The sequence below is a fragment of the Belnapia sp. genome (assembly GCF_059504005.1).
The window spans coordinates 1-24,585 of record NZ_JCACHU010000167.1 but is presented as its reverse complement, the minus strand read 5'-3'; the positions used below and the strand labels follow the sequence as shown (position 1 = coordinate 24,585).

The window sequence follows — 24,585 nt, the reverse complement described above, 5'->3', positions numbered from 1 at the left end:
CGTTCATATCCGGAGAGGAAAACCGCCCCCTGTGGCGGGATCAGCTCACCAGGCGCCGTAGCCGCTCGCCCTGCCGCTGGGTCCAGCCGATCAGCCGGGCTTCCATGGCCTCGACCCGCGCCATCTGACTGGGGAAGCGTGCCTCCAGCTTGCCCATCCAGCGCCGCGCCCAGGGGTATTGGTCGCGCAGCACGAAGACGCCGAGCGCCAGGAAGAGCAGCCCCTGCAGGAAGGGCAGGATAAGCCCCGCGACGCCCAGCGCCAGCAGGCTGAAGCCGAGAAGCTTCCGCGCCCAGGGGCTCATCAGGCGGCCCTCGGCGGCAGGGCAAGGGCACGCTCGCCCGAGACGAAAAGGTACTCGGTATTGGTCAGCCGCCCCACGGTGCCGACCTTCTCGCCCTTCGGGTTGTGGATGCCGATCTTGGCGCCGACATAGCGGCCATAGGGGATCTCGATCACCCGCAGCGGCCCGCGCGGCGCCAGCATCGCCTCGAGCGCGGCGCGGCCCAGATAGCCCTCGTCGTTGAAGGAGACGACGACGGTCGGGCAGCGCAGCGCGGCGATGGTCCGCGCCAGCGCCGGGCCTATCCCGGGGCGGCTGTTGAAGGCGGAGCGCCGCGTGCGGCAATCGGTGCGCTTGTTGGCGATGCCATAGACCTCCGGCTGATCCCAGCGCACCAGCGTCTCCCAGACATGGTAGTTCCGCAGGTAGGAGTGCTGGTTGTAGGGCGGGTCCAGGTAGGCGAGGTCGCAGTCGAGGCTGGCCGCCACCGCCTCCGCCTCGCCGCAGAGGGCGGCGCAGAGGCCGGCGGCGGGGCGCGGCCTGAGGGCGGGCAGGCGGAGCGCCAGCGGGTTCAGCGCGCGGGCGGCCCAGCGCTTCATGTAGGCCATCTGCAGCCCGGCGGTGCTGTCGACGCGGTCGGCCGCCTCCAGCAGGGAGGTCAGCAGCACCGCCTCCAGCTCCGGCTCGGCGCCGAGGGCGGCGATGCCCTCGCGGATCGCCTCGATCCGGGCGCCGTTCTCGGGGTGGAAGTAGCGGGCGGCGACGCAATAGGTCTCGGTGAACCAGCCATGCCGCGGCGGCAGGCGCCCGAGCTCCGCCAGGATGCGCGCCGCCTTCTCCGCCCAGGCTTCGGCATCGGCCTGGACGTAGCAGGTGGCCAGCACATGGGCGAAGGCGTTGTGGTCGTTGGCGATGACCCGGTAGCCGACGCCCTTCAGCGCATGGCCGACGCGGGCGGTGCCGGAGAAGAGGTCGGCGACGGTGGCCCCGGCCGGCGCGGCGGCGCCCACGGCCGAGAGGATCTGCGTCAGCAGCAGGCGCTTGGAGCCGATATACTTGATCACCCGCCAAGCCTCGGCCAGCGAGGCGAGTCGAGGCAAGCCCCGCCGCCGACGCTTGCCAGCCGGCCGGTGCCGGAATAGAGAAGGACCGCCGGGCACCGCCCTTGCCGTCAGCGTCTCACGCAACGCATCCGGCCCGGCGCTGTGGCGGATGCGGGATGCCGCCGCGCCGGACCGACCTGACGAGACCATCCGGCCATGCCCAGCCTCCGCTTCCGCAAGCTGCCCTCCCGCTATGGCGCGGTGGTGCTGCCCCTGATCCTCTCGGCCATCATGACCTGCGCCATCTCCGGTATCTCGACGCTGATGGCGCTCGGCCCGACGGCGGAGGCGCTGCACCAATGGCCCGCCTCCTGGGCCCTGTCCTGGGTGGTCGCTTTCCCGATCCTGCTCGTCGTGCTGCCGCTGGTGCGGCGGCTGGTCGGGCTGCTGGTCAGCGCACCGGAGACGCGCTGACCGGCCACCGCCTCAGATGTGCAGCGCCCGCCCGTCGGCAGCAAGCGCCGCTTCCTTCACCGCCTCGTTCAGCGTCGGATGGGCATGGCAGGTGCGGGCGACATCCTCGGCGCTGGCGCCGAACTCCATGGCGAGCGCCATCTCGGCGATCAGCGTCCCCGCATCCGGACCGATGATATGGGCGCCGAGCACCCGGTCGGTCTTGGCATCCGCCAGGATCTTCACGAAGCCGTCCGTGTCGTTCATCGCCCGCGCGCGGCCATTGGCGGTGAAGGGGAATTTGCCGACCTTGTAGGCAACGCCCTGCGCCTTGAGCTCATCCTCCGTCGCGCCGACCGCGGCAATCTCCGGCCAGGTGTAGACCACGCCCGGAATGGCGGCGTAGTTCACGTGGCCCGCCTGGCCGGCGAGGATCTCGGCGACGGCGACGCCCTCGTCCTCCGCCTTGTGGGCCAGCATGGCGCCGGCAATGCAGTCGCCGATGGCGTAGATCCCCGGCACGTTGGTGGCGAAATGCGCGTCGGTGACGATGCGGCCGCGCTCGTCGCGCTTGACGCCGACCTCGTCGAGGCCGAGGCCCTCGACATAGGGGCGGCGGCCGATGGCGAGCAGCACCACATCGGCGCGGATCTCCTCCGCATCGCCACCGGCGGCGGGCTCCACCTTGAGGGTCACGCCTTCCGCATCTTGCTCGGCCGCGATCACCTTCGACTTCAGCTTGAACTTCATCCCCTGCTTGCCGAAGAGCCGCTCCGCCTGCTTGGCGAGCTCCGCATCCATGTCGGGGATCAGCCGGTCGAGATACTCGATCACCGTCACCTGGGCGCCGAGCCGCTTCCAGACCGAGCCGAGCTCGAGGCCGATCACCCCGCCGCCGATGACGACGAGATGGCCGGGCACCTTGTCCAGCTCCAGCGCGCCGGTCGAGGTGACGACGCGCTTCTCGTCCACCTCGATGCCGCGGAGCAGGGTGCTGTCGCTGCCCGTGGCGATGACGATCGCCTTGGCCTGGTAGGTCTCGCCATTGACCTCGACCTGGCCGGGGGCGGCGATCCGGCCGGCGCCCTTCAGCCAGGTGACCTTGTTCTTGCGGAAGAGGAATTCGACGCCCTTGACGTTGGCGCTCACCACCTCGGCCTTGCGCGCCTGCATCTTGGCGAGGTCGAGCTTCACCCCCTCGATCATCACCCCATGGTCGGCGAGCTTATGGGCCGCCTCCTCGAAGCTCTCGCTGCTCTGGAGCAGGGCCTTGGAGGGGATGCAGCCGATATTGAGGCAGGTGCCGCCGAGCGTCGCGCGCTTCTCCACGCAGGCCGTCTTCAGCCCGAGCTGGGCGGCGCGGATGGCGCAGACATAGCCGCCGGGGCCGGAGCCGATGACGATGAGGTCGAAGCTGTCGGGCATTGGGGGTCCTTGGGCGAGGAATTCGGGGCGGAAACTGGCCCTTGACCGGGCTCAAGGCAAGACTAGGCGACGGCGGCCCGCTCCTCCCGGGTCAGGTGGCTCTCCACCCGGGTCTCCGGCATGAACCAGGCGGTGACCAGGGCGAGGGCGAAGAATCCGGTCACGTACCAGAAGAAGCCGCTCTCCGCCCCGGCCGACTTGAACCAGAGGCCGACATACTCCGCCGTGCCGCCGAACAGCGCATTGGCCACCGCATAGGGCAGGCCGACGCCGAGCGCCCGGACCTCGGCCGGGAAGAGCTCCGCCTTCACCAGCCCGCTGATCGAGGTGTAGCAGGAGATCACCAGGAGCCCCGCCAGCACCATCAGCCCCGCCGAGAGCGGCGAGGTCGCCCGGCCGAGCGCCGAGAGCAGCGGCACCGTCATCAGCACCCCGAGCCCGCCGAAGGCGAGCAGCATGGCCCTTCGTCCGACGCGATCGGCCATGGCGCCGAAGAGCGGCTGGGCCAGCATGAAGGCGAGCAGCACCCAGGCCATGGTGGCGCTGACGGTCCGCGCCTCGAAATGCGCGGTGTTCACCAGGTATTTCTGCATGAAGGTGGTGAAGACGTAGAAGCTGAGGCTGCCGCCCGCCGTCAGCCCGAGCACCAGCAGCAGCGGCCGCGGATGGGCGAGCAGGGCGCGGACCGAGCCCGCCTCCGGCCGTCGTGCCGCATCCGCGCTCTGGGTCTCGTGCAGGGCACGGCGGAGGAAGAGGGCGACCACCGCCGCCGCAGCGCCGATCAGGAAGGGGATGCGCCAGCCGAAGGCGCGCATCTGCTCGTTGGTCAGCAGGGTTTCCAGGATAACGATGACGAGGACGGCCAGCAGCTGCCCGCCGATCAGCGTCACGTACTGGAAGCTGGCATAGAAGCCGCGATGCCCGGGCTCCGCCACCTCGCTCATATAGGTGGCGCTCGTCCCGTACTCGCCGCCGACCGAGAGACCCTGGGCGAGCCGTGCCACGGTCAGCAGCACAGGCGCCCAGAGGCCGACGCTTGCATGGGTCGGCAGCAGGGCGATCATCAGCGAGCCGCCGCACATCAGGAGGACGGAGGCCATCATGGAGAAGCGCCGCCCCCGCCGGTCGGCCAATCTCCCGAAGATCCAGCCGCCGACGGGGCGGACGAGGAAGCCGGCGGCGAAGACCCCGGCGGCGGCCAGCAGCTGCGAGGTGCGGTCGCCCGAGGGGAAGAAGGCGCTGGCGAAATAGAGCGAGCAGAAGGAGTAGACGTAGAAGTCGTACCACTCGACCAGGTTGCCGGAGGAGCCGCCGATGATGGCGAGGATCCGGCGGCGGCGGTCGGCGGCCGCATCGAAGGGGGCGGTGGTGTCCATGGCGGGCTCTCCTCGGCCCCGCCAACGCGCCGGAGGGCCCTCGGTGCCGCAGCGCAACCACGGGAGGGGACTTTCCCCGCCCGCCCGGCCCCGCCAAGATGGCGCGCGCAACAAGAAGACCGGGAGATACGTCGAAATGCCCAACCTCACCCGCCGGGGCGCGCTCACCCTGGCCGCGACCTCCCTTGCCGCGCCCGCATTGCCCACGCCTGCCCTGGCGCAGCCCCGCTTCCCCGATCGGCCGATCCGGCTCGTCATCCCCTGGCCGGCCGGCGGCTCGGCCGATTCGCAGCTCCGCTCGCTCTGCGAGATTGCCGGGCGGGCGCTCGGTCAGCCGGTGGTCGCCGAGAACAAGCCGGGCGCCGGCGGCACACTCGGGCCGATGACCGTCGCCCAGCAGTCTAAGCCGGACGGCTATTCGCTGACGCAGATGCACCTCTCGGTGCTGCGCCGGCCCTGGATGATGAAAACCCCGCTCTGGGACCCGGTCGGCGACTTCACCCACATCATCGGCCTGACCGGCTGGCTCTTCGGCACGGCGGTGAAGGCGGATGCGCGCTTCAAGACCTGGCAGGAGATGATCGCCTATGCCCGGGCCAATCCCGGCAAGCTGACCTACTCCACCAGCGGCATCGGCACCTCCAACCACATCGCCTTCGAGACCATCCTCGAGCAGGAGCGCATCGATATCACCCATGTGCCCTATCGCGGCTCGAACGAGGGGGTGACGGCGGCGCTGGCCGGGCAGGTCGACATGGTCTGCGACAGCAGCGCCTGGGGCCCCTTCGTCGAGGCGGGGACGATGCGCGCCCTCTCGGTCTGGACGAGTGAGCGGGCGTCGCGCTTCCCCGACGTGCCGACGCTGAAGGAGCTCGGCTACGACATGGAGGTGACGTCGCCCTACGGCATCAGCGGCCCGAAGGGCATGGACGAGGGCGTGGTGCGGGTGCTGCACGATGCCGCCAAGGCGGCGCTCTTCGATGCGGAGAATGTGCGCATCCGCGGGCAGTTCGACATGCCGCTCGTCTACCGGAACACGGCGGAGTACCGCGACTTCATCGCCCAGCGCGTCGAGTACGAGAAGCGGATGGTGAAGCGGCTGAACCTCACCCTCGACGGCTGAGGGTTCAGCGGGAAAGGTCGCTCGCGGCGAGGATGGCCCGCGACGCCTCGGCTGAGACGGCGCCGAAGGCCGGCAGCGCCTCCGGCGGCGAGGCCGGCAGCAGGGCGAGGAGGCGGTCGAGCGCGGCCGTCATCTCCCCCGCCGGCGCGCCGGTGACAGCATCGGCGAGGCGGCGGGCACGGCGGGCCAGCGCCCGCGCCTCGGCATAGGCGGCGCGGTCCGTGAGGCGGCCGCACTCCTGCGCGGCGCCGAAGGCCTCGAGGGCCAGGCCGGCGAGGCCTGCGGCGCGCTCCGGCGTGGCCGGGCCGAGCGCCGCCTCCAGCAACCGCAGCCCCGCCGCGGCGGCGGCCGGGTCGTCCGGCCTGGCGGCGAGCGGCGCGAGGCCGCGTTCCAGCCTGCCCGCCTCCTCCGCGTCGCCCCGGCGGGCGAGGCGAGTCGGGCCCTCATCCGCGGCGGCGGCGACGAGGATATCGGCACTCTCGGCGTCGCCCGCGGCGCGAACCTCGCCGGCGCCCTCGATGCGCGCCGCCATCTGGTCGAGCAGGAGGCTGCGCTGCGCCGGCGTCGCCGGGCCGCTCTCGCCCTCCCCGGCCTCCCCGAGCGGCGCCTGGGCGGCCGGGACGCAGGCCGGGTCGGCGGCGAGGCCCGGCCCTGCGGCCAGCACCGAGAGGCCGAGGCCGAACCGGAGGCGGGGGCGGAAGCGGGTCATCCGGTTATACTAGGGCCGCGGGGGAGGGATGGCGATGCTGCTGCCGATCGCGGGGGTGCTGGAGGCGGCGGCGCTGGCGCGGCTGCGCGCCCTCCTCGCCCGCGCCGCCTGGCGGGACGGGCGGGAGACGGCCGGGGCGCGGGCGGCGGCGGTGAAGGCCAACCTCCAGGCCGACCCGGCCGATGCCGCGGCGCGGGCCGCGGCGGCGGAGGTCGAGGCGGCGCTGCTCGCCCATCCCGTCTTCACGGCGGCCGCCCTGCCGCTGCGCCTCACCCGCCCGGCCTTCAGCCGTACCCTGCCCGGCGGCGGCTATGGCCGGCATGTCGACAATGCGCTGATGGGGGAGGTCAGGACAGACCTCGCTTGGACGCTCTTCCTCGCCGAGGGGGTGACGGGCGGCGCGCTCATCCTCGAGGAGGCGGGCGGCGAACGGGAGGTCGCGCCGGAGGCCGGGCTGCTTGTCCTCTACCCGGCGACCAGCCTCCACCGCGTCGCCCCGGTTGAGGCGGGGGAGCGGCTGGCGGCCTTCGGCTGGGTGCAGAGCCGGGTGCGGGATGCGGCGCGGCGGGCGCTGCTCTTCGACCTGCACCTGGCGCAGATGGGGGCGGAGGATGCGGCGCTGCGGGTCCAGCTCGCCCGCGCCAACCTGCTGCGGATGTGGGCGGAGGGCTGACGCATGATCCGCGATCATGCTTCGGCCTGCTGCTTCGTCGCATGACTCGTGACTCCGGCCGTTCCGGCCCTCGGCGATCATGGTCTAGGCTGCGACCCGCGTCCGCGCCGCCACCAGCCGTGACACCGGGCCGACCGCGCCGACCGCGGCAAAGGCCGCTGGCGAGGCCCGCAGCACCCAGGCGGCGAGCCCGGCCCAGCGCATCGGCCCGCCGCTGCGGCAGCGCCAGGCGGCATGGAAGCCGGCCGCATCCTGCCCCGCGAGGATCGCCTCCGCCGCGGCCAGGCCGGAATGCAGGGCGAGCGCCACGCCCTCCCCGGTGAAGCTCGGGATCACCGCCGCCTGGTCGCCGACGCGGTAGAGGCCGGGCGGCCCGGAGGCGGGCTGGCGGAAGCCGTAGGGCACGCCGGCCACGGCCAGCGGCCGGTCCCAGAGCGGCCGCGCATCCCGCAGCAGGCGCCCCGCCAGGGCGGAGCCGGAGCGCACCCTCGCCAGCAGATCGGCCGGCGGCCCATGCAGCGCAGCGCAGAGATTGGCCCCGCCCCCTGGCAGCGGCTGCAGCCCGGCATAGCCGCCGGCGAAGGGCAGCAGGGCGACGGCATCCCCCATCTCCACCCCGGCGAGGTGCAGCTTGAGGCCGAGGGCGGGCGGCGGCGCCCCCTCGCGCGGATGCCCGCGCAGCGCATGCTTGCCGGTGGCGAGCACGACCCGCCGGGCGCGGATGGCGCCCAGGCTGGTGCGCAGCCGCCACCCCTCTGCCTCCGGCTCGGCGTTGAGCACGGTAACGCCGCGCCGCAGTGCCGCCCCCGCCGCCGCCTGCAAGGCCCCGTCCAGGACGCGCCGCGGCAGGGCCCAGGCGGGGAAGGGCAGCGCCACATCCGCCTCGCGCCCGCCATGGCCGATTTGCACCCGCCGCAGCGGCGCGCCGCCGAGCGCCGCCGGGTCGAGGCCGAGGCAGCGCAGCGCTGCCGCCGCGTCCCGGCCGAGGAATTCGCCGCAGACGCTCTCCCGCGGCTCGGCGCTGCGCTCCAGCAGCACCACCTCCCACCCCGCCCGGGCGAGGGCGATCGCCGCCGCGCAGCCGGCCGGCCCGGCGCCGATCACCGCCACCTCAACCACGGCTGCTGACGATCCACTTGAAGGGGAAGGCCCATTCGATCCGCGCCGGGACGCCCGCCTCCGCCACCAGCTGCTCCCAATCGGCGCGGGTGAAGCCGCGGGCGATGGAGACGGTGCTGTCATGCACCACCATCGGGTCCATCCGGAGCGCCCGCACCGCGCCCCAGACGAAGCCCCAGGGCAGCCAGTGCCGGTGCAGGTCGGAGATCAGCCAGCCCCGCCGCGCCCGCCCCGGCAGCCAGCGGAGAAAGCGCACCAGCTCCGCATCGCGCAGGTGATGGGTGAAGAGGCTGCACAGCACCACGTCGAAGCGCTCCGCCTCCGGCAGCTCGAAGAGGTCGGCGGTGATGAAGCGTGCCCGCACCCCGGCGGCCTCGGCATAGCGCGCGGCCCAGGGGCTGCGGTCGATCCCCGCCAGCTCCACCGCGACGCCCCGCCGCTCGCCCCAGCGCGCGATGGCGGCCAGCATGTCCCCGCCGCCGAAGCCTATGTCGAGCACGGAGAGCCGCCGCGCCCCCGTCTCCGCCACCAGCCGGTCGAGCCAGCGCAGCGTCGGGCGATAGGCGAGGCTCATCCGGTTGATGCGGGCAAGGTCGCGCAGCGCGGAGGCGAATTCGGCTTCCGTCGCGGCCGCATCGTCCATCCATTCCTCGGCGGCGCTGCGCTCGCGCATCAGGCGAGGCGGAAGCGCATGGTCTCGGCCGAGAGGCCGGGGCCGAAGGCGAGCGCGCAGCCCCGCAGGCCGCGGCCCGCCGCCATCATCCGCTGCAGCACGAACATGACGGTGGCGGAGGACATGTTGCCATGCTCGCGTAGCACCGCGCGGCTCACATCGAGCGCACGCCCCGGCAGGTTGAGGCCGTGCGTCACCGCATCCAGCACGCTGCGCCCGCCGGGATGCACCGCCCAGAGATCGAAGGCATCCGCCGCCTCGCCGTCGAGGATGGCGGCGGCCTCGTCCGGCAGGGCGCGGGCGAGGGTCAGCGGCACGAAGCCGGAGAGCGTCATGTCGAAGCCGCCATCGCCGATGCGCCAGGTGATCTGGTCCGCGGCCTCCGGGATCAGCGCGGCGTGGAAGCCCTCGATGCCGATGCCCCGCGGCTCCGCCGTCACCAGCGCCGCGCTCGCCCCGTCGGCGAAGAGGAGGAAGCAGAGCAGTTGCTCGATCTCGGGCGAAGGTTGGAGGTGCAGCGTGCAGAGCTCGAGGTTGAGCACCAGCACCCGCGCGCGCTCGTCGCTGCGGACGATGTGATGGGCGAGCTTCAGCGCGTTGATCGCCGCCTGGCAGCCCATGAAGCCGACGACGCTGCGCTCCACGCTGCCGGGGAGGCCGAAGCGGCGGATCAGCCAATGGTCGAGGCCGGGGGCGGCGAAGCCGGTGCAGGTGGCATAGACGAGATGGGTGATGCCCGGCCCTTCGCCCTCCAGCCCCATCGCCAGGCAGGCGGCCTCGGCGAGGGCCGGCGCCTCCCGCTCGTAGCGGGCCATGCGGGTGCCGGTGCTCGGGAAGGCCTCCAGCCGGTAGAAGCTGTCCACCGTGCCGCTGGCATCCGCCTCCGGCTCCAGCACCGAATGCCGTGTCTCGATCTGCGACCGCTCCGCCAGCCGGGCGAAGGCGGTGCGGATGCGCGGATCGGTGATCTGCCGGCCGGCGAAGCGGCGGAAGGTGTCATGCACCTCATGGCGGGGGACGGCGGTGCCGATGCGGTTGATATAGGCCTGGGTCACATCTGTCCTGCCCGCAGGGGTCGCGGCCCCCGGCCGCGAAGGCTGCGGATGAGCAGGCCACGGAAGCCAAGGACCGTGACCCGGGGCCGCAGGCGGCAGGCCTGCGGCCCCGGGTCTGGGACTGAGGTGGGGTGGAAGATTATTGCCGCACCGCCCCCGTCCGGGCGTCGACGGTCACTTCAATGGGGGTGCCCTCGCGCAGCCCGCGGAGGCGGATGGCATCGCCCTCGCGGCCGATCTCCGTCACCTCGCTGTAGCCGCGGGCGCGCAGCAGCTCCCGCGCCTGGCCCTCGGTGAGGGGGGGCTGCTCGCGCGGCAGGCCGGTGGCGGCGTCGATGCGAAGGTTCTCGACCGTCTCGCCGTAGCGCATGGCGCGGGCGATGCGGAAGGTGTCGCCCTCGCGCTCCACCCCCTCGATGTCGCTGAAGCCCCGCGCCCGCAGCACGGTGGCCAGCTGGTCCGGCGTCAGCACGGCGGCCTGCTGCGCCGCGGCCGGGCCGGCGAGGAGCAGGAGAAGCAGGGCGGGGCGAAGGAGCTGCATCATCGGCCGCCATAACCACGCGGGACCGGAAAGGTTCACTTTACGCCACCCCTTGGGCCTTGCTTTCCGCAACAAAAGAACATATAAGGAACTGGAGGGCGGTTCATGGAGTTGCGGCAGAAGCTCGAGATCCTCGCCGATGCGGCGAAATACGATGCCTCCTGCGCGTCATCCGGGACCGAGAAGCGGGACAGCCAGGGGGGCGGCCTCGGCAGCACGGAGGGCATGGGCATCTGCCATGCCTATGCGCCGGATGGGCGCTGCATCTCGCTGCTCAAGGTGCTGCTGACCAATGCCTGCATCTATGACTGCGCCTATTGCATCAACCGCGCCACCAGCAACGTCCCCCGCGCCCGCTTCACGGTGCGGGAGCTAGTCGACCTGACGCTCGACTTCTACCGGCGCAACTACATCGAGGGGTTGTTCCTCTCCTCCGGCATCATCCGCTCGCCCGACTACACGATGGAGCGGCTGGTCGACGTCGCGCGCATCCTGCGCGAGGAGCACGGCTTCCGCGGCTACATCCACCTGAAGACCATCCCCGACGCATCGCCCGAGCTGCTGGCCGAGGCGGGGCGGCATGCCGACCGGCTTTCCATCAATGTCGAGCTGCCGCAGGAGGGGGCGCTGAAGGCCCTCGCCCCGGAGAAGGATCTGGGCGAGATCCGCCGGGCGATGGGGCGGATGCGGCTGCGCATCGAGGAGGCGAAGGAGGCGCGCAGGGCGGAGCGGCGGGCGCCGGCGCCGCGCTTCGCCCCGGCCGGGCAGAGCACGCAGATGATCATCGGCGCCGACGCCTCGGACGACCGGGCGGTGCTCGGCACCACGGCCAACCTCTATGGCAGCTACGGACTCAAGCGGGTTTATTTCTCCGCCTATTCGCCCATCCCCGATGCCTCGCGCCTGCTGCCGCCGCAACCGCCGCCGTTGGTGCGCGAGCACCGGCTTTACCAGGCGGACTGGCTGCTGCGCTTCTACGGCTTCTCGCTCGACGAGATCATGGCGGGCGGCGAGGGCGGCATGCTCGACCTCGGCATCGACCCGAAGCTAGCCTGGGCGCTGCGGCACAGGGGCGATTTCCCCGTCGACGTGAACCGGGCACCGCGGGAGCGGCTGCTGCGCGTGCCGGGCCTCGGGGCGAAGACGGTGGACCGGCTGCTGGCGGCGCGGCGGCACCACGCCATCCGCAGCGACGACCTGGCGCGGCTGCGGCTGCCGCTGGCGAAGCTCCTGCCCTTCCTCGTCACCGCAGATCACCGGCCGAGGGTGACGGACCGGCTCGACCTTCGCGCCCTGGTCGCGCCGCGCACCGGCTTCGGCAGGCCAAGGGGACAGCCAATGCAGCTGGCCCTGCTGTGATTGGCATCGCCCTTCCCGGCCCGGCCGACTTCCAGGCCTGGCGGGATGCGGCGCGGCGGCTGTTGGCGGCCGAGGCGGCGCCGGAGCGCATCGCCTGGCACCTCGCCGGCGAGGCCGCTGGGCTGTTCGCGCATGAGCCGGTGCCGGAGCCGCGGCAGGCCGGCCTTACCGTGCCGCGGGCCTTTCCGGAGCTGGCGGAGGTCGTCATCCGCCACCGTGACCCGGAGCGCTTCGCCCTGCTCTACCGGCTGCTCTGGCGCATCACCCATGGCGAGCACGGGCTGCTGGAGGTGGCGACCGACCCGGAGGTGATCCGCGCCCAAGGCATGGCCAAGGCGGTGCGGCGGGATGCGCACAAGATGCATGCTTTCGTGCGCTTCCGCGAGGCGCCCGGGCCCCGCTATGTCGCCTGGTTCGAGCCGGACCACCATATCCTGGAGGCGGAGACGGGCTTCTTCATCCGCCGCTTCGCGGGCATGCGCTGGTCCATCCTGACGCCCGAGGCGAGCGCGCATTGGGATGGCGAGGCGCTGCGGATGGGCCCGGGCGGCCGGCGTGCCGACGCCCCGGCCGAGGATGCGACGGAGGATCTTTGGCGGGCCTATTTCGCCAGCATCTTCAACCCGGCCCGGCTGAAGCCCGCCGCTATGCGCGCTGAGATGCCGGTGAAGTACTGGCGCAACCTGCCCGAGGCGCAGGACATCCCCCGCCTCATGGCTGAGGCCCCACGGCGTGTCGCCGCCATGGTCGAGCGCGGCGCGACCCCGCCCGCGCCGCGGCGGCAACGGGTGCTGGCCGCGGACGTTGAGGCGCCCATGTCAGCCGATCTCTTCGCCACCCAGGACCCCACCACCGCGCTCGCCGCCCTCCGCGCCGAGGTGCTGGCCGATCGCGGCCCGCTCGCCGAGCACGCCACCCAGGCCGTCTTCGGCGAGGGGCCGATCGGCGCCGCGCTGCTCTTCGTCGGCGAGCAGCCGGGCGACGAGGAGGACATCGCCGGCCGCCCCTTCGTCGGCCCGGCCGGGCGGATGTTCAACCGCGCGCTGGAGGAGGCGGGCATCCCCCGCGCCGAGGCCTATGTCACCAACGCGGTGAAGCATTTCAAATTCAAGCCGACCGGGCGCCGCCGCCTGCACCAGTCGCCGGATGCAGGCGACATCGCGCATTACCGGCCCTTCCTGCGGCGGGAAATCGAGATCGTGGCGCCGCGGCTGGTGGTCTCGCTCGGCGCTACGGCGCTGCGGGCGCTGACCGGCAAGCCGCTCGCCATCACCAAGGTGCGCGGCGAGGTGGTGAAGAGCGAGGACGGGCTGCCGGTCTTCCCGACCGTCCATCCCTCCTACCTGCTCCGCCTGCCGGACCCGGAGAGCAAGGAGCGGGAATATGCCCGCTTCCTCGGGGACCTGAAGAGCGCCTGGCGCGAAGTCCAGTAACCCATGCGAACCCGGCGGGGTCCTCGCCTGTTCCATCCGTTCGGCATGCATCGAAGGAGAGAACATGGCGCAGGACCAGGACAGGCTGATGCCGGACGAGCCGGTGAAGCCGGCGGACGACAAGGCGAAGGCCCGGGTGCCGAGCTTCGCCGAAGGCGGGCCGACCGACTACGACCCCAACGCCACCAATGACGGCGCCATGGGCGGCGGCGGGGCTGGGGGCGCGGGCGGCGTGACCGGCGGCGCCAGCGGCCGCAGCAACGAGAAGCCCTAACCGCGCCTCAGCCGAGGGCGAGGATGGTCCGCGCGAGCTCCGGCAGAGTCTCGGCCCGGAGGTCGGGCGGCGTCATGACCGGTGGGTAGGGCGGGCATGGCGGCTTTCGGCCTCTCTCGGGCAACGCCGCAAGAGAGGCCGGAGCCGTTCAGCCGGGCAGGCCGAGCACGTTCTTCGCCAGGATGTTCCGCTGAATCTCGTTCGAGCCGCCGTAGATCGTCGACGGCCGGGCCTGGATGAAGAGGCCGCCGATATTGAGGTCGCGATTGCCCTCCATCGGCTCCAGCAGCCCGGCATTCTCTCCGGCGATCTCCAGCATGGTGTCGGTGATGCGCTGGAAGAGCTCGGTCTGGATGATCTTCAGCATGGAGACATCAGGGCCGAGGCTCTCGCCGCGCTTCAGCTTCTCCACGAAGGTGCCGTACAGCGCCTTCAGGTCCTCGAATTCGAGGCGGAGGCGGGCGTAGCGGTCCTGGAACTCCGCATCCTTCAAAGCGCCCATGCGCTCGGCGAGGATCTTGAGGCGCGACAGCGCATAGCCCGACTGGCGCGGCGAGCCGAGGAAGATGCGCTCGAAGCCGAGCAGCGCTTTCGCCATGTCCCAGCCCTTGTTGAGCTGGCCGACCAGGTTCTCCTTCGGCACCCGGACATTGTCAAAGAAGACCTCGCAGAACTCGTCATGCATCTCGAGGTTGATGATCGGCCGCACGGTGATGCCGGGCGTCTTCATGTCGACGAGGAGGAAGGAGATGCCCTCCTGCTTCTTCGCCTGCTTGTCGGTGCGGACGAGGAGGAAGATCCAGTTGGCATCCGTCGCCAGGGTGGTCCAGATCTTCTGGCCGTTGACGACATACTCGTCGCCGTCGAGCACCGCTTCGGTGCGCAGCGCGGCGAGGTCGGAGCCGGCATTGGGCTCGGAATAGCCCTGGCACCAGATATGCTCGCCGGTCAGGATCTTCGGCAGGAAGCGCTGCTTCTGCTCCTCGGTCCCGTATTTGATGACGAGCGGGCCGAGCATGACGATGCCGTGGTCGTTGGTCCGCGCCACGCCGTAGCGCTCATACTCCTCGGTGAGGATGATCTGCTTGGCGGGCGAGAGGCCGAGGCCCCCATGCTCTTTCGGCCAGCCCGGGCAGAGCCAGCCGCGCTCGGCGAGCTTCATGTACCAGGGGCGGTTCTCGTTCCAGTGCAGGCGCTTCGGCGGGTTGCGCAGGTCGTCGGGATAGTTCTCGTGCAGGAAGGCGCGGACCACCTGGCGGAAATGCTCGTCCTCGAGCGCGTCGAGCTCGGCCGGGGCGGGGATGCGGATGGCTTCCATCGGCTCAGTCTCCCTGGAAAGCGGGCTTGCGCTTGCCGAGGAAAGCGGCGCGGCCCTCGGCGAAGTCCTTGGTCAGGAAGAGCGTCGACTGGAAGTGGCGCTCCTGCTCCAGCGCGCGGTCGAGGCCCTCGCCCAGCATCTGCTTGGTGAGCGCCATCGGCGCCGGGGCCTGCTCGGCCAGGAAGCGGGCCTTTTCCATCGCGGTCGCCAGCGCCTGGCCCTTGGGCACGACATGGTCGACGAGGCCGATGCGCTCCGCCTCCGCCGCCGTCATCTGCTCGTGGTAGAGGAAGATCTGCCGCGCCTTCCCCTGCCCAACGCGCAGCGGCAGGGTGTGCGGCAGGCCGAGATCGGCCATCAGCCCGATCTTGCCGAAGCCGGCGCCGAGGCGGGCATCTTCCGCCGCGACCACGGTGTCGGAGGCGCAGGCGAGCGACAGGCCGGCGCCGACGCAATAACCCTCGATCGCGGCGACGACCGGCTTGCTGCCCAGCACCATCAGCCGGATCAGCTCATGCGAGAGGCGCATGCGCTCGCGGCCGTCCATCGCCGAGGTGACATCCATCCCGGAGATGTCGCCGCCCGAGCAGAAATGGCCGCCGGCGCCGGTGACGACGATGGCGCGCACCGCCTTGTCGCCCTGGGCGGCCCGCAGCGCCTCGATCATCTGCACGCGGAGCGGCATGGCGAGCGCGTTGCGCCGCGCCGGCCGGTCGAGCGTGAGCACGAGGACGGCGCCCTCGCGCTCGGCGATGACACGCGCGACGGCTTCGCTCATTCCTCGATCTCCGGGCTGACCGCCATGAAGCGGCGGCGATGCAGGGCGGCGCTGCCATACTGGTTGGCGAGCACCATGGCCTTCCGCAAATAGAGGCCGACATCGTACTGGTCGGTATAGCCGATGCCGCCATGCAGCTGGATGCACTCGCGCGTCACCCGCATGGACGACTCCGCCGCGCGGGCTTTGGCGCGGGAGATGGCGGCGCGGCGGGCATCGCCGGTGGCGCCGGCATCGAGCGTCGCGGCCGCGGCCTCGATGCTGGCGCGGGTCAGCGCGATCTGCATCCGCACATCGGCGGCCTTGTGCTGCAAAGCCTGGAAGGTGCCGATGATCCTGCCAAATTGCTGGCGCGTCTTCAGGTAGTCGAGCGTCATGGCGAAGGCGCGGTCCATGCCGCCCAGCAGGTAGGCCGAGGTCAGCAGCGCGGCCTCGTCGAGGGCGAGCGACAGGGCCTCGCCGATGTCGTCGGCGACGCGCTCCGCCTCGGCGAGGCGCGGCTCCAGCGTGCCGAGATGGCCGCCATCCTGGGTCTGCTCGGTCCTGAGCCCGGCCCCGGCCTGCTGCTCGTGGAGGGCGATGCGGCCGCCCTCGCGGACCGGCACCAGGAAGGAGGCGGCGCCGGCCGCCATGGGGAGGAAGCGACGGGGCGCATCGGGACTGCTGGGAAATTCCAGCGTGTCGGGCCGCTCCTGCCAAGCGGTCAGCACCAGCGCCTCGCCGGCCACCACCCGCTCCAGCGGCCCGGCGCCGACGGCCGCCAGCAGGGAGGCGGAGAGCATGGCCGGGATCAGCGGCTCCGGCACCAGCGCGCCGCCCAGCTCCTCCGCCAGCGCGCAGGCCTCGCCGAGACCGAGGCCGGCGCCGCCCGCCTCCTCCGGCAGGCGAAGGCCGATCCAGCCCATCTCGCCCATCTGCCGCAGCACGGCCGCGTCGAAGCCCGGGGTCTGGAAGCGCAGCTCGCGCACCCGCTTCATGTCGCCGCCCGGGGGCGCCACCGCGGCGGCGCTGTCCCGGATCATGCGGATGGATTCCGCGCGGTCCTCCCCGCTGAGAGCGGCGCTCATTGGGTGTGAAGCGTGGCGCCGGTCTTGGCCTGCACCTCCTCCAGCGTCACGCCGGGCGCCAAGTCGCGGACGACGAAGCCCTTCCCTTCGACGACGTCGAGCACGGCGAGGTTGGTGTAGACGCGGTTGACGCAGGCGAGGCCGGTCAGCGGGTAGCCGCAACGCTCGACGATCTTCGGGCGGCCGTCCTTCGTCGTGTGCTCCATGATGACCCATAGGCGCTTGGCCCCGGCCGCGAGGTCCATGGCGCCGCCGACAGCGGGCGCCGTGTCGTTCTCGCTGGTCGCCCAATTGGCGAGGTCACCATTCTCCGCTACCTCGAAGCCGCCGAGCACGCAGAGGTCGATATGCCCGCCGCGGATCATGGCGAAGCTGTCGGCATGGCCGACGAAGCTCGCACCCTTCGCCAGGGTGATGAGCTGCTTGCCGGCATTGATCAGCCAGGGATCCTCCTCGCCCTCCTTCGGCGCCGGGCCCATGCCGATGACGCCGTTCTCGCTCTGGAAGATCACCTCCCGCGTCGGGGGCACGTAATTGGCCACCATGGTCGGCATGCCGATGCCGAGGTTGACGCACCAGCCTTCCGGCACATCATCGGCGAGGCGGGCGGCCATCTGGTCGCGGTTGAAGGGCATGTCGCGTGCTCCTCTCAGACCTGCTCGGGCTTCAGCCAGTCGCCGCCGCGGTCCACCTGGACCACGCGGTTCACGTAGACGCCGGGCGTCATGATCATGTGCGGGTGCAGCTCGCCAAGCTCGCGGATGTGCTGCACCTGGGCGATGGTCAGCTCGGCGGCCATCGCCATGATCGGGTTGAAGTTGGCGCCCGAGCCCCGGTAGACGAGGTTGCCCCAGCGATCCGCCTCCCAGGCCTCGACCAGGGCGACATCCGCCTTGAGGGCGCGCTCCATCACATAGGTCTTGCCCTCGAACTCCCGGCTCTCCTTGCCGCGGGCGAGCAGCGTGCCAGCGGCCGTCGCGGTGTAGAAGGCGGGGATGCCGGCGCCGGCGGCGCGGATGCGCTCGGCGAGCGTGCCCTGGGGCACCAGCTCCAGCTCGATCCTGCCCTCGCGGTAGAGGGTCTCGAAGACCACCGGGTCCTTGCTGCGGGGGAAGGAGCAGACGATCTTCCGGACCTGGCCCTGGTCCATCAGTTTCGCCACGCCGATGCGGCCGGAGCCGGCATTGTTGAGGACGATGGTGAGGTCGCGCGCACCCTGCTCGATCAGCCCCTCGATCAGCACATCGGGCTGGCCGACGCTGCCGAAGCCGCCAATCAGGACGGTGGAGCCGTCCTTCACGCCGGCCAGCGCCTCGGCGACCGACTGCACGATCTTGTTGATCATCCTCATCCCTCCCGGGGGCTTGCGAATCAGGTAACGCCCCCGCGCCCCCCGGTCTAGCCCCGCCCCCGCATGTGCCCGTTCACCGCGGCATGCCCCGGCACGGATGCCAGGCGGGGCAGGTCGCCCGCCAGCAGCGCCCCGCCGAGCTCGAGCGCCTGGGCATAGGCGGCGCGGGCGATGGCGCCGCCGACGCTGATCCGCCGCACCCCCGCCTCGGCCAGCACCGCGAGCGGCACCAGCCCGGTGCGCGGGCCGAGCAGCACGTTGACCGGCCGGGGCGCGACCGCCTGCACCACCCGGCGGATGGCATCGAGATCCGGCAGGCCGGGGGCGTAGAGGCAGTCCGCCCCGGCCTCGGCGAAGGCGGCCAGGCGGCGGATGGTGTCATCGAGGTCGGGGCGGCCGTGCAGGAAATTCTCGGCCCGCGCCGTCAGCACGAAGGGGCGGCCCGTCTCCCGCACGGCCGCCACGGCGGCGCGGATGCGCGCGACGGCGGCGTCGAAATCATGGATGGGCGCGGCGGGGTCGCCCGTCGTGTCCTCGATGGTGCAGCCGGCAAGGCCCGCCTCGATCGCGGCCCGCACCGTCGCGGCGCAGTCCTCGGGCGCGGGTCCGTAGCCGTCCTCCAGGTCGGCCGAGACGGGCAGGCTCGTCTCGGCCAGGATGGCGCGGGCATTGGCCAGCGCATCGGCCCGGCCGATGGCGCCGTCGCGCCGGCCGAGCGTCCAGGCGGCGCCGGCCGAGGTGGTGGCCAGCGCCTGCGGCCCGAGCGAGCCGAGCAACCGGGCGCTGCCGGCATCCCAGGCATTGGGCAGGACGAAGCAGCCCTTCTGGTGCAGCGCGGCGAAGGCTTCGGCGCGCGCGGCGGCGTCGGTCATGCGGCGATCTCCTCTCCCGGTCCGTTGGTGATGCCGTGCAGCCGCATCGGCACCGGCGGCAGGCCGTGCAGCCGCCGCAGCAGCTGCACGGCGAGCCAGGCATCCTCCAGCGCGCCGTGCAGCGCCGTCTCCCGCTCGAAGCCGCAGGTGGCGGCGGCACGGGCGAGGCCCACCCGCTCGCCGGGATGGGCGCGGCGCCAGGCCTGCATGGTGCAGAACCCGCTGCTCCAGGGCGGCTCCAGCCCGAGGCGGGCGAACTCCTCGCCGAGCATGCGCCGGTCGAAGGCGAAGTTGTGCGCCGCCGCCGCATGGCCGCCGAAGAACTCCGCTACCTCCGCCGCATGGGCCTCGAAGGGCGGATGGAGGGCGAGGAAGGCATCCGACATGCCATGCACGCGGATGGCGCCCCAATGGCAGGGCATGCCGGGCGAGAAGGCCAGGTGCAGCGTCGCCTCCGGCTCGAGCGCCGCATCCAGCCGCACCGCGCCGAGGGAGACGACGCGGTCGCCCGCGCCGGCCCCCGTGGTCTCAGTGTCGAAGACGGTGATCGGTCCCCCTGTCCAGCCCATGTCAGCCCGCGAAGCGGAACCGCCCGTTGCTGATCACCCCCTTGTCGCGCTCGACCACGCGGGCGCGGAAGGCGGCGCCGCCCTCCTCCTGCCAGATCTCCGTGCGGATGGTCTCGCCGGGGAAGACGGGGGAGGAGAAGCGGAGGTCGATGGCGCCGAAGCGGGCGGTGTCGTAGCCGCAGACGGCGCGCAGCAGGGCGTGGCAGACGGTGCCGAAGGTGCAGAGCCCGTGCAGGATTGGGCGGGGGAAGCCGGCCTGCTTCGCCACCGCCGGGTCGATATGCAGCGGGTTGAGATCGCTGTTGAGCCGGTAGACCAGCGCCTGCTCCGGCCGCGTCGCCAGGTCGAGGGTGATGTTGGGCGCCCTTTCGGGCTCGGGGTGCGGCTGCTTCACCGGGCCCGAGGGGCCGCCGAAGCCGCCATTGCCGCGCATGACGCTGGTGGAAGTGGTGGTCGCCAGCAGCTCGCCCGTCTTCGCGTCCAGGATCTCGCGCTCGGAATACATCAGTGCGCCCTTCCCTTCGCCGCGATCGACTAGGCCGGTGATGCGGGAGCGGCCGACCAGCTCGCCCTCGACCGGCAGCGGCCGGTGCAGGACGAGGCCCTGCTCGCCATGGAGGATCTGCTGCCAGACGATGCCGGTATCCGGGTTGCGCGCCCAGAAGCCGGGCGAGGCCAGCACCACGGGCATCGAGGGCATGACCTTCAGCCGCGGCTCGTAGAGGAAGTCGAGCTGCTGCTCGTCCATCGGGTCCTGCCCGAGACCGACGGAGAAGTTGTAGAGCGCCACATCCTGCCAGCGGAGCGTCTGGCGGACCTCCGGCACGGGGTAGTTCAGCAGGTGGTCGTAGTTGATCGGCATGTCAGTGGCCTCCCCCTTGAAGCTCGATCACCGCGTCGGCCGCGAAGCAGCCCTGGCCCGCCGGCAGGACCAGCATCGGGTTCACGTCGATGCCGGCCAGCCGGGGGCCGGCGGCGACGGCAAAGGCCGAGAGGGCGGAGAGGGCCCGCGCCAGCGCCGCGACGTCCGCCTTGGGCCGGCCGCGGGCGCCGTCCAGCAGCGGGAAGCCGCGCAGCGAGCGGATCAGCCGCTCCGCCTCCGTCGCGTCGAAGGGGCAGCGGCGGAAGGCGACGTCCTTCAGCACCTCGATGAAGATGCCGCCCAGGCCCACCATCGCCACCGGGCCGAAGACCGGGTCGCGCAGGATGCCAAGCGCCATCTCGACCGCGCTCTTGATCTGCTTCGCCACAAGCACGCCCTCGATCCGCGCCGCCGGAGCGTGGTGGCGGGCGCGGTCGAGCAGGGTGGCGACGCCATGCCGCACCTGGTTGGCATCGGCGATGTCGAGCAGCACCCCACCCATCTCGCTCTTGTGGAGGATGTCGGGCGAGAGGATCTTCAGCACCACCGGATAGCCGTTGGACTCGGCCGCGGCGACCGCGGCCTCGCTGTCCGATGCAGCGTGTTCCGGCACCGCCGGGATGCCGGCGGCCTCCAGCAGCGACTTGGCGACGGCCTCGCTCGGGGTGGTGGCGGGCAGGGCCACCTCGGGCAGCGGGATCTCGGGCTGTGGCGCCTCGGCCCGGGCGAAGGCGGCGCCGAAGCGGCCCATCGCCTCGATCGCCACCACGGCGCGCGAGGGATCCTCGAAGCAGAGCCAGCCATCCGCCTCGTAGTCGCGCACCTTTCCGGGCGCCAGCATGGACATGACCCAGAGCCGGTCGGGATGCGCCGCGCGCACCGCCCGCATCTGTTCGTGCAGCTTCGGCCCGACGCTGCGCCCGGCCGCAGTTTGCGACCAGAAGGAGAGAATGGACCCGTAGCCGCCATCGACGGCCACGCTCTCCGCAAAGGTCGAGATGAGCTTGAGGTCGTTCGTCACCTGCGCCGTGCAGTCGACCGGGTTGCGGGGGGCGCAGAAGGGGATGAGCGCCCGGAGCCTGGCCTGCGCCTCCTCCGGCATCGGCGGCATCGGCAGGCCGGCGGCCTCCGCGGCATCCGAGATGAGGACGCCGGCGCCGCCCGAGACGGTCAGCACGCCGAGCGTGTTTCGCGCCGGGTAGATGCGGCGCGTCGCGGCATAGGCGATGTCGAGCATCTCCTCCGTCGTCCGCGCCCTGACCACGCCGAACTCGTCGAGCACGGCCTGCGTCACCGCGTCGTCGCCGGCGATGGAGGCGGTGTGGGACTGGGCCGCCGCGCCGCCCAATTGGCTGCGGCCGACCTTCATCATCACGAGCGGCTTGCGGTTGCGCCGCGCCAGGTCGAGCGCGGCGAGGAAGCTCGCGCTCTCGCGGATGCCCTCGGCATAGGCGCAGATCACGTCAACCTCTGGCGCCTGCGCCATCCAGCCGAGCACGTCGCCGAGCGCCACCTCCGCCTCGTTGCCCGTGGTGATGCAGACCTGGGTGCCGATGCCGCGGTCGAGCGCCGCCGAGAAGATATGCGTGCCATAGGCGCCGGATTGCGAGGCGATGCCGATGCGCCCGGGGATGGGCCAGCCCTTCTCGAAGCTCGCGGTGAAGGTGCCGTAGAAGCGGATCGCGTCGTTGAAGACGCCGAGGCAGTTGGGGCCGAGCAGGCGGATGCCGTGGCGGCGGGCGACCTCGGTCATCCGCTGCTGCTCGGCCGCCCCCTTCTCGTCCATCTCGGCAAAGCCGGCGGTGAAGCAGATGACGGCGCGGCAACCCTTGGCACCGAGCTCGTCGAGCGCCGCGATCGCCAAGGCCGAGGGCACGGCGATGATGGCGACGTCGGGCGCCGCGGGCAGGTCGGCGATGGAGGCGAAGGCCGGCAGGCCCTGGACGGTCTGGCGCTTCGGGTTGACCGGCCAGACCGGGCCGGCGAATCCCCGCTCCTTCATGTAGGCGATGGGCCGGCCGCCGATGCGCGCCGGCTCGTCGGAGGCGCCGATCACCGCGACGGAACGGGGCCGCACCAGGGGGTCGAGAGACGCGAAGCCCGAAAGCCCCGATGGCACGGCAGCGGCAGACATTCCCTGGCTCTTCCCCTTGGTCCCTCAGCGGGCCGCAGCCTGGGGGAGGCAGGCGATCAGGGCAAGAGGGGGCGGTCAGACCTCCTCGTCGTCCTCCTCCTCGTCGTCGTCCTCATCGTCCTCGTCGTCGAAGTCCTCGTCCTCCTCCTCGTCATCGAGGTCCTCGTCATCCTCGTCGAACTCGTCCTCATCCTCCTCGTCCGGGTCGCCCCCTGGGGACAGGCCAAGGGCGAGGCGGCGCAGGCTGTCTGGATCGAGGCTCGACATGGCGGCTCCTGCAACGGCGGTGGTTGCGGACAACCACCGCGGGCCAAGCGGGTTCCCCCGGCCGCTCAGCTCTGGGCGTCGGGGGAGAGGACCATGCAGGCGCCGTTGCGCCGCAGCCGCTCGCAGACGGACTGGGCGGAGCCTTGCGACAGGCCGGTGACGCGGGCGCGGTAGAGCCTGCCGCGGCCGGCGGCGACCGGCTGCACCTGGGCCTGGCCGCCGCCGGCCTCGCGGGCGGCATTGGCGGCGCTGCGGGCCAGGTTCTCGCTGGCGAAGGCGCCGACCTGGACGGCCCAGGCGCCCCCTGCCGGCGCTGCCGCACGCCCGGCGCGGAGCGAGGCGGGCAGGCTGCTGGCATGGGCGCTCGCCACCAGCCCGCCGAAGCCCTGGAGCAGGCCGGGCTGCTGCGCCGGCTGGAAGGGCATGGTGCGGGCGGGCGCCGTCGCCGCCGGACGCGGCGCGGCCGCCGCATTGGCCGAGGCGAGGACCGAGGACCGCGGCGCGGGGGCGGCCAGGGCCGGCGCGCGCGGCGCCGGGAGCACCGGGGCGGGCGGCTCGGCGGCGGCGCGGGCCTCCGACTCCGTTAGCCGCTGCGCGCCCTCGGCCGTCGAGCCGTCGGGAATCGGGTCCATGCGCACGACCGAGCCGTTGTCGAGCGAGGCGAGCTGCACCGGCGCGGCCATGGGCGCCGGCTGCGCGGCATAGGTGCTGCCGTCCGGGATCGGCTCCATCCGCACCACCGGGCCGGTCGGCAGCTGCGCCAGCTGCACGCCGGGGTCGAGCGCCTGGCGCTGCTCGCGCAGCGCGATCATCGTCGCCTGGTCCATGCGGCGCGGTCCGGCCGGGATGTTCAGCGGGATCTCGGCCGCGGCGTAGATCTCCGGCGCCGCGCGGCGGGTCGGGTGATGGGCGACGATGTTCGGGCCGATGCGGGCGACGTAGTTGCGCGTCTCGGCCGGCAGGCCCCGGCTGTTCCAGAGATAGTCCTCGAGCCGCCGCGGCCCCGCATTGTAGGCGGCGAGGAAGGCGGGCGAGCCGTAGAGGTCGTACATCTCCCGGATGTAGGCGGCGCCCGCCATGATGCTGTCATAGGGGTGGTAGGGGTCGTCGCCGAGGCCGTAGCGCCCCTGCAGCTCGCGGTAGGTGCCGGGCATGACCTGCATCAGCCCCATCGCGCCGACCGGGCTGGTGGCGGAGCTGCGGCCGCCGCTCTCCTGGCGCATCACCTCGCGGAGCCAGCGCTCCGGCACGTCGAAGCGGCGGGCGGCCTCGCGGATGTAGGGCCCCCATGGGTCGCCCGGCGGGCCCGGCGGATTGTAGCTGGCCGGGCGGTTGTAGCTGCCATGGGTGACGGCGACATGATGGCCCGTGCTCGGCCGGCTCGCCTGTTGCTGGCTGCAGGCCGCCAGCATGGCCAACACCGAGAGCGCCACTGCCGGCCGCGCAAGGCGCATCGCGCGCCCCGCCCCGCTGGCCATGACGGCACGCGATGTCCTGTTCCCCTCGGGCATCCCCATTCGCTCCACCGGGTCTGGGACCACCGGGTTCCGAAGCCTGCCCCCCACGGATCCTCTGCCGTCCCCACGGCGCGGGATCCCAGGCTTGCCCCGAAGACCTGGCGGACGTTTTACGTCCTCATGCGATAGCCCTACACGGTCGGCCGGTCCGCCGGCAAGACTGCTTTGCCATCGCAATACTGTGCACAGGCATACACTTGCCTGTTACGAATTACGACTCAAAGTTGTGCCGCGCTGGCTTCGGCGGCCAGATCCGGTCTATAGCCCCCGGATGTTGGACCGACCGGCCGTTGCCGAAGCTACTTATATCT

The 24,585-nt window shown here is 72.1% G+C and carries 26 protein-coding genes; 6 read left to right on the top strand and 20 right to left on the bottom strand.

All coding sequences use genetic code 11. The features are described from left to right. Nucleotides 1-40: 40 nt before the first annotated feature. Nucleotides 41-304: a PGPGW domain-containing protein gene (locus AC5JJ1_RS26770; RefSeq protein WP_495788176.1), complete on the bottom strand. Its 264-nt coding sequence runs from the start codon at nucleotides 302-304 to the stop codon at nucleotides 41-43. Next, nucleotides 304-1,383, bottom strand: coding sequence for a DNA adenine methylase (locus tag AC5JJ1_RS26765; RefSeq protein WP_495788175.1), 1,080 nt, complete (start codon nucleotides 1,381-1,383; stop codon nucleotides 304-306). The genes AC5JJ1_RS26770 and AC5JJ1_RS26765 overlap by 1 nt, the downstream gene beginning before the upstream one ends. A gap of 159 nt (nucleotides 1,384-1,542) precedes the next feature. Between AC5JJ1_RS26765 and AC5JJ1_RS26760 the strand changes: the two genes are divergently transcribed. After that, complete coding sequence (locus AC5JJ1_RS26760) at nucleotides 1,543-1,800, top strand: DUF2798 domain-containing protein (RefSeq protein ID WP_495788174.1); 258 nt, start codon at nucleotides 1,543-1,545, stop codon at nucleotides 1,798-1,800. Between the two features lie 12 nt (nucleotides 1,801-1,812). On the opposite strand, the gene lpdA is transcribed toward AC5JJ1_RS26760, so the two are convergent. Further along, the gene (gene lpdA, locus AC5JJ1_RS26755) at nucleotides 1,813-3,204 is read right to left on the bottom strand and encodes a dihydrolipoyl dehydrogenase (protein WP_495788173.1); all 1,392 of its coding nucleotides are present in this window, start codon (nucleotides 3,202-3,204) and stop codon (nucleotides 1,813-1,815) included. Between the two features lie 62 nt (nucleotides 3,205-3,266). Then, nucleotides 3,267-4,580, bottom strand: a complete 1,314-nt coding sequence (locus tag AC5JJ1_RS26750; protein ID WP_495788172.1) for an MFS family transporter — start codon at nucleotides 4,578-4,580, stop codon at nucleotides 3,267-3,269. Between the two features lie 136 nt (nucleotides 4,581-4,716). On the opposite strand from AC5JJ1_RS26750, the gene AC5JJ1_RS26745 reads away from it, so the two are divergent. Further along, complete coding sequence (locus AC5JJ1_RS26745) at nucleotides 4,717-5,703, top strand: tripartite tricarboxylate transporter substrate binding protein (RefSeq protein ID WP_495788171.1); 987 nt, start codon at nucleotides 4,717-4,719, stop codon at nucleotides 5,701-5,703. 4 nt (nucleotides 5,704-5,707) lie between these two features. Here AC5JJ1_RS26745 and AC5JJ1_RS26740 read toward each other — a convergent pair whose 3' ends face one another. Continuing rightward, complete coding sequence (locus AC5JJ1_RS26740; protein WP_495788170.1) at nucleotides 5,708-6,412, bottom strand: hypothetical protein; 705 nt, start codon at nucleotides 6,410-6,412, stop codon at nucleotides 5,708-5,710. A gap of 34 nt (nucleotides 6,413-6,446) precedes the next feature. Here AC5JJ1_RS26740 and AC5JJ1_RS26735 point away from each other — a divergent pair, with 34 nt between their 5' ends. Next, nucleotides 6,447-7,085, top strand: coding sequence for a Fe2+-dependent dioxygenase (locus AC5JJ1_RS26735; RefSeq protein ID WP_495788169.1), 639 nt, complete (start codon nucleotides 6,447-6,449; stop codon nucleotides 7,083-7,085). Nucleotides 7,086-7,169: 84 nt separating this feature from the next. On the opposite strand, the gene AC5JJ1_RS26730 is transcribed toward AC5JJ1_RS26735, so the two are convergent. The 4 genes from AC5JJ1_RS26730 to AC5JJ1_RS26715 form a co-directional block, all read right to left on the bottom strand. Continuing rightward, nucleotides 7,170-8,204 (bottom strand): NAD(P)/FAD-dependent oxidoreductase, encoded by a 1,035-nt coding sequence (locus tag AC5JJ1_RS26730; RefSeq protein ID WP_495788168.1) that lies wholly within the window; start codon nucleotides 8,202-8,204, stop codon nucleotides 7,170-7,172. Further along, a complete protein-coding gene (locus tag AC5JJ1_RS26725) occupies nucleotides 8,197-8,877 on the bottom strand; it encodes a methyltransferase domain-containing protein (RefSeq protein ID WP_495788167.1) in 681 nt (226 codons plus the stop codon). Before AC5JJ1_RS26725 ends, AC5JJ1_RS26730 begins: the two co-directional genes overlap by 8 nt. Next, nucleotides 8,877-9,932 (bottom strand): type III polyketide synthase, encoded by a 1,056-nt coding sequence (locus tag AC5JJ1_RS26720; RefSeq protein ID WP_495788166.1) that lies wholly within the window; start codon nucleotides 9,930-9,932, stop codon nucleotides 8,877-8,879. Before AC5JJ1_RS26720 ends, AC5JJ1_RS26725 begins: the two co-directional genes overlap by 1 nt. Nucleotides 9,933-10,071: 139 nt before the next feature. Next, a complete protein-coding gene (locus AC5JJ1_RS26715) occupies nucleotides 10,072-10,476 on the bottom strand; it encodes a hypothetical protein (RefSeq protein WP_495788165.1) in 405 nt (134 codons plus the stop codon). A gap of 102 nt (nucleotides 10,477-10,578) precedes the next feature. On the opposite strand from AC5JJ1_RS26715, the gene AC5JJ1_RS26710 reads away from it, so the two are divergent. From AC5JJ1_RS26710 to AC5JJ1_RS26700, 3 genes are all read left to right on the top strand, one after another. Then, nucleotides 10,579-11,832: a putative DNA modification/repair radical SAM protein gene (locus AC5JJ1_RS26710; RefSeq protein ID WP_495788164.1), complete on the top strand. Its 1,254-nt coding sequence runs from the start codon at nucleotides 10,579-10,581 to the stop codon at nucleotides 11,830-11,832. Beyond that, a complete protein-coding gene (locus tag AC5JJ1_RS26705) occupies nucleotides 11,829-13,265 on the top strand; it encodes a UdgX family uracil-DNA binding protein (RefSeq protein ID WP_495788163.1) in 1,437 nt (478 codons plus the stop codon). The genes AC5JJ1_RS26710 and AC5JJ1_RS26705 overlap by 4 nt, the downstream gene beginning before the upstream one ends. A gap of 64 nt (nucleotides 13,266-13,329) precedes the next feature. Further along, nucleotides 13,330-13,539: a hypothetical protein gene (locus AC5JJ1_RS26700; protein ID WP_495788162.1), complete on the top strand. Its 210-nt coding sequence runs from the start codon at nucleotides 13,330-13,332 to the stop codon at nucleotides 13,537-13,539. 148 nt (nucleotides 13,540-13,687) lie between these two features. Here the strand turns inward: AC5JJ1_RS26700 and AC5JJ1_RS26695 are convergent, their stop codons facing one another. The 11 genes from AC5JJ1_RS26695 to AC5JJ1_RS26645 form a co-directional block, all read right to left on the bottom strand. Continuing rightward, entirely contained in the window at nucleotides 13,688-14,857 is a 1,170-nt protein-coding gene (locus tag AC5JJ1_RS26695) for an acyl-CoA dehydrogenase family protein (RefSeq protein WP_495788161.1), read from the bottom strand. A 4-nt stretch (nucleotides 14,858-14,861) separates the two neighbouring features. Further along, entirely contained in the window at nucleotides 14,862-15,635 is a 774-nt protein-coding gene (locus tag AC5JJ1_RS26690; protein WP_495788160.1) for an enoyl-CoA hydratase/isomerase family protein, read from the bottom strand. Then, a complete protein-coding gene (locus tag AC5JJ1_RS26685; RefSeq protein WP_495788159.1) occupies nucleotides 15,632-16,657 on the bottom strand; it encodes an acyl-CoA dehydrogenase family protein in 1,026 nt (341 codons plus the stop codon). Before AC5JJ1_RS26685 ends, AC5JJ1_RS26690 begins: the two co-directional genes overlap by 4 nt. A gap of 41 nt (nucleotides 16,658-16,698) precedes the next feature. Then, nucleotides 16,699-17,337 (bottom strand): 3-oxoacid CoA-transferase subunit B, encoded by a 639-nt coding sequence (locus AC5JJ1_RS26680; RefSeq protein WP_495750840.1) that lies wholly within the window; start codon nucleotides 17,335-17,337, stop codon nucleotides 16,699-16,701. Between the two features lie 14 nt (nucleotides 17,338-17,351). Next, a complete protein-coding gene (locus AC5JJ1_RS26675) occupies nucleotides 17,352-18,047 on the bottom strand; it encodes a 3-oxoacid CoA-transferase subunit A (protein ID WP_495788158.1) in 696 nt (231 codons plus the stop codon). Between the two features lie 53 nt (nucleotides 18,048-18,100). Beyond that, entirely contained in the window at nucleotides 18,101-18,925 is an 825-nt protein-coding gene (locus AC5JJ1_RS26670; protein WP_495788157.1) for an isocitrate lyase/PEP mutase family protein, read from the bottom strand. After that, a complete protein-coding gene (locus AC5JJ1_RS26665) occupies nucleotides 18,922-19,494 on the bottom strand; it encodes a 3'-5' exonuclease (RefSeq protein ID WP_495788156.1) in 573 nt (190 codons plus the stop codon). Before AC5JJ1_RS26665 ends, AC5JJ1_RS26670 begins: the two co-directional genes overlap by 4 nt. Before the next feature lies 1 nt (nucleotide 19,495). Further along, on the bottom strand, nucleotides 19,496-20,356 hold the full coding sequence (locus AC5JJ1_RS26660) for a MaoC family dehydratase (protein WP_495788155.1): 861 nt from the start codon (nucleotides 20,354-20,356) through the stop codon (nucleotides 19,496-19,498). Between the two features lies 1 nt (nucleotide 20,357). After that, nucleotides 20,358-22,433, bottom strand: a complete 2,076-nt coding sequence (locus AC5JJ1_RS26655; protein WP_495788154.1) for an acetate--CoA ligase family protein — start codon at nucleotides 22,431-22,433, stop codon at nucleotides 20,358-20,360. A 132-nt stretch (nucleotides 22,434-22,565) separates the two neighbouring features. Next, the gene (locus tag AC5JJ1_RS26650; RefSeq protein ID WP_495788153.1) at nucleotides 22,566-22,757 is read right to left on the bottom strand and encodes a hypothetical protein; all 192 of its coding nucleotides are present in this window, start codon (nucleotides 22,755-22,757) and stop codon (nucleotides 22,566-22,568) included. A gap of 65 nt (nucleotides 22,758-22,822) precedes the next feature. Further along, nucleotides 22,823-24,268: a transglycosylase SLT domain-containing protein gene (locus tag AC5JJ1_RS26645; RefSeq protein WP_495788152.1), complete on the bottom strand. Its 1,446-nt coding sequence runs from the start codon at nucleotides 24,266-24,268 to the stop codon at nucleotides 22,823-22,825. Nucleotides 24,269-24,585 lie beyond the last annotated feature (317 nt).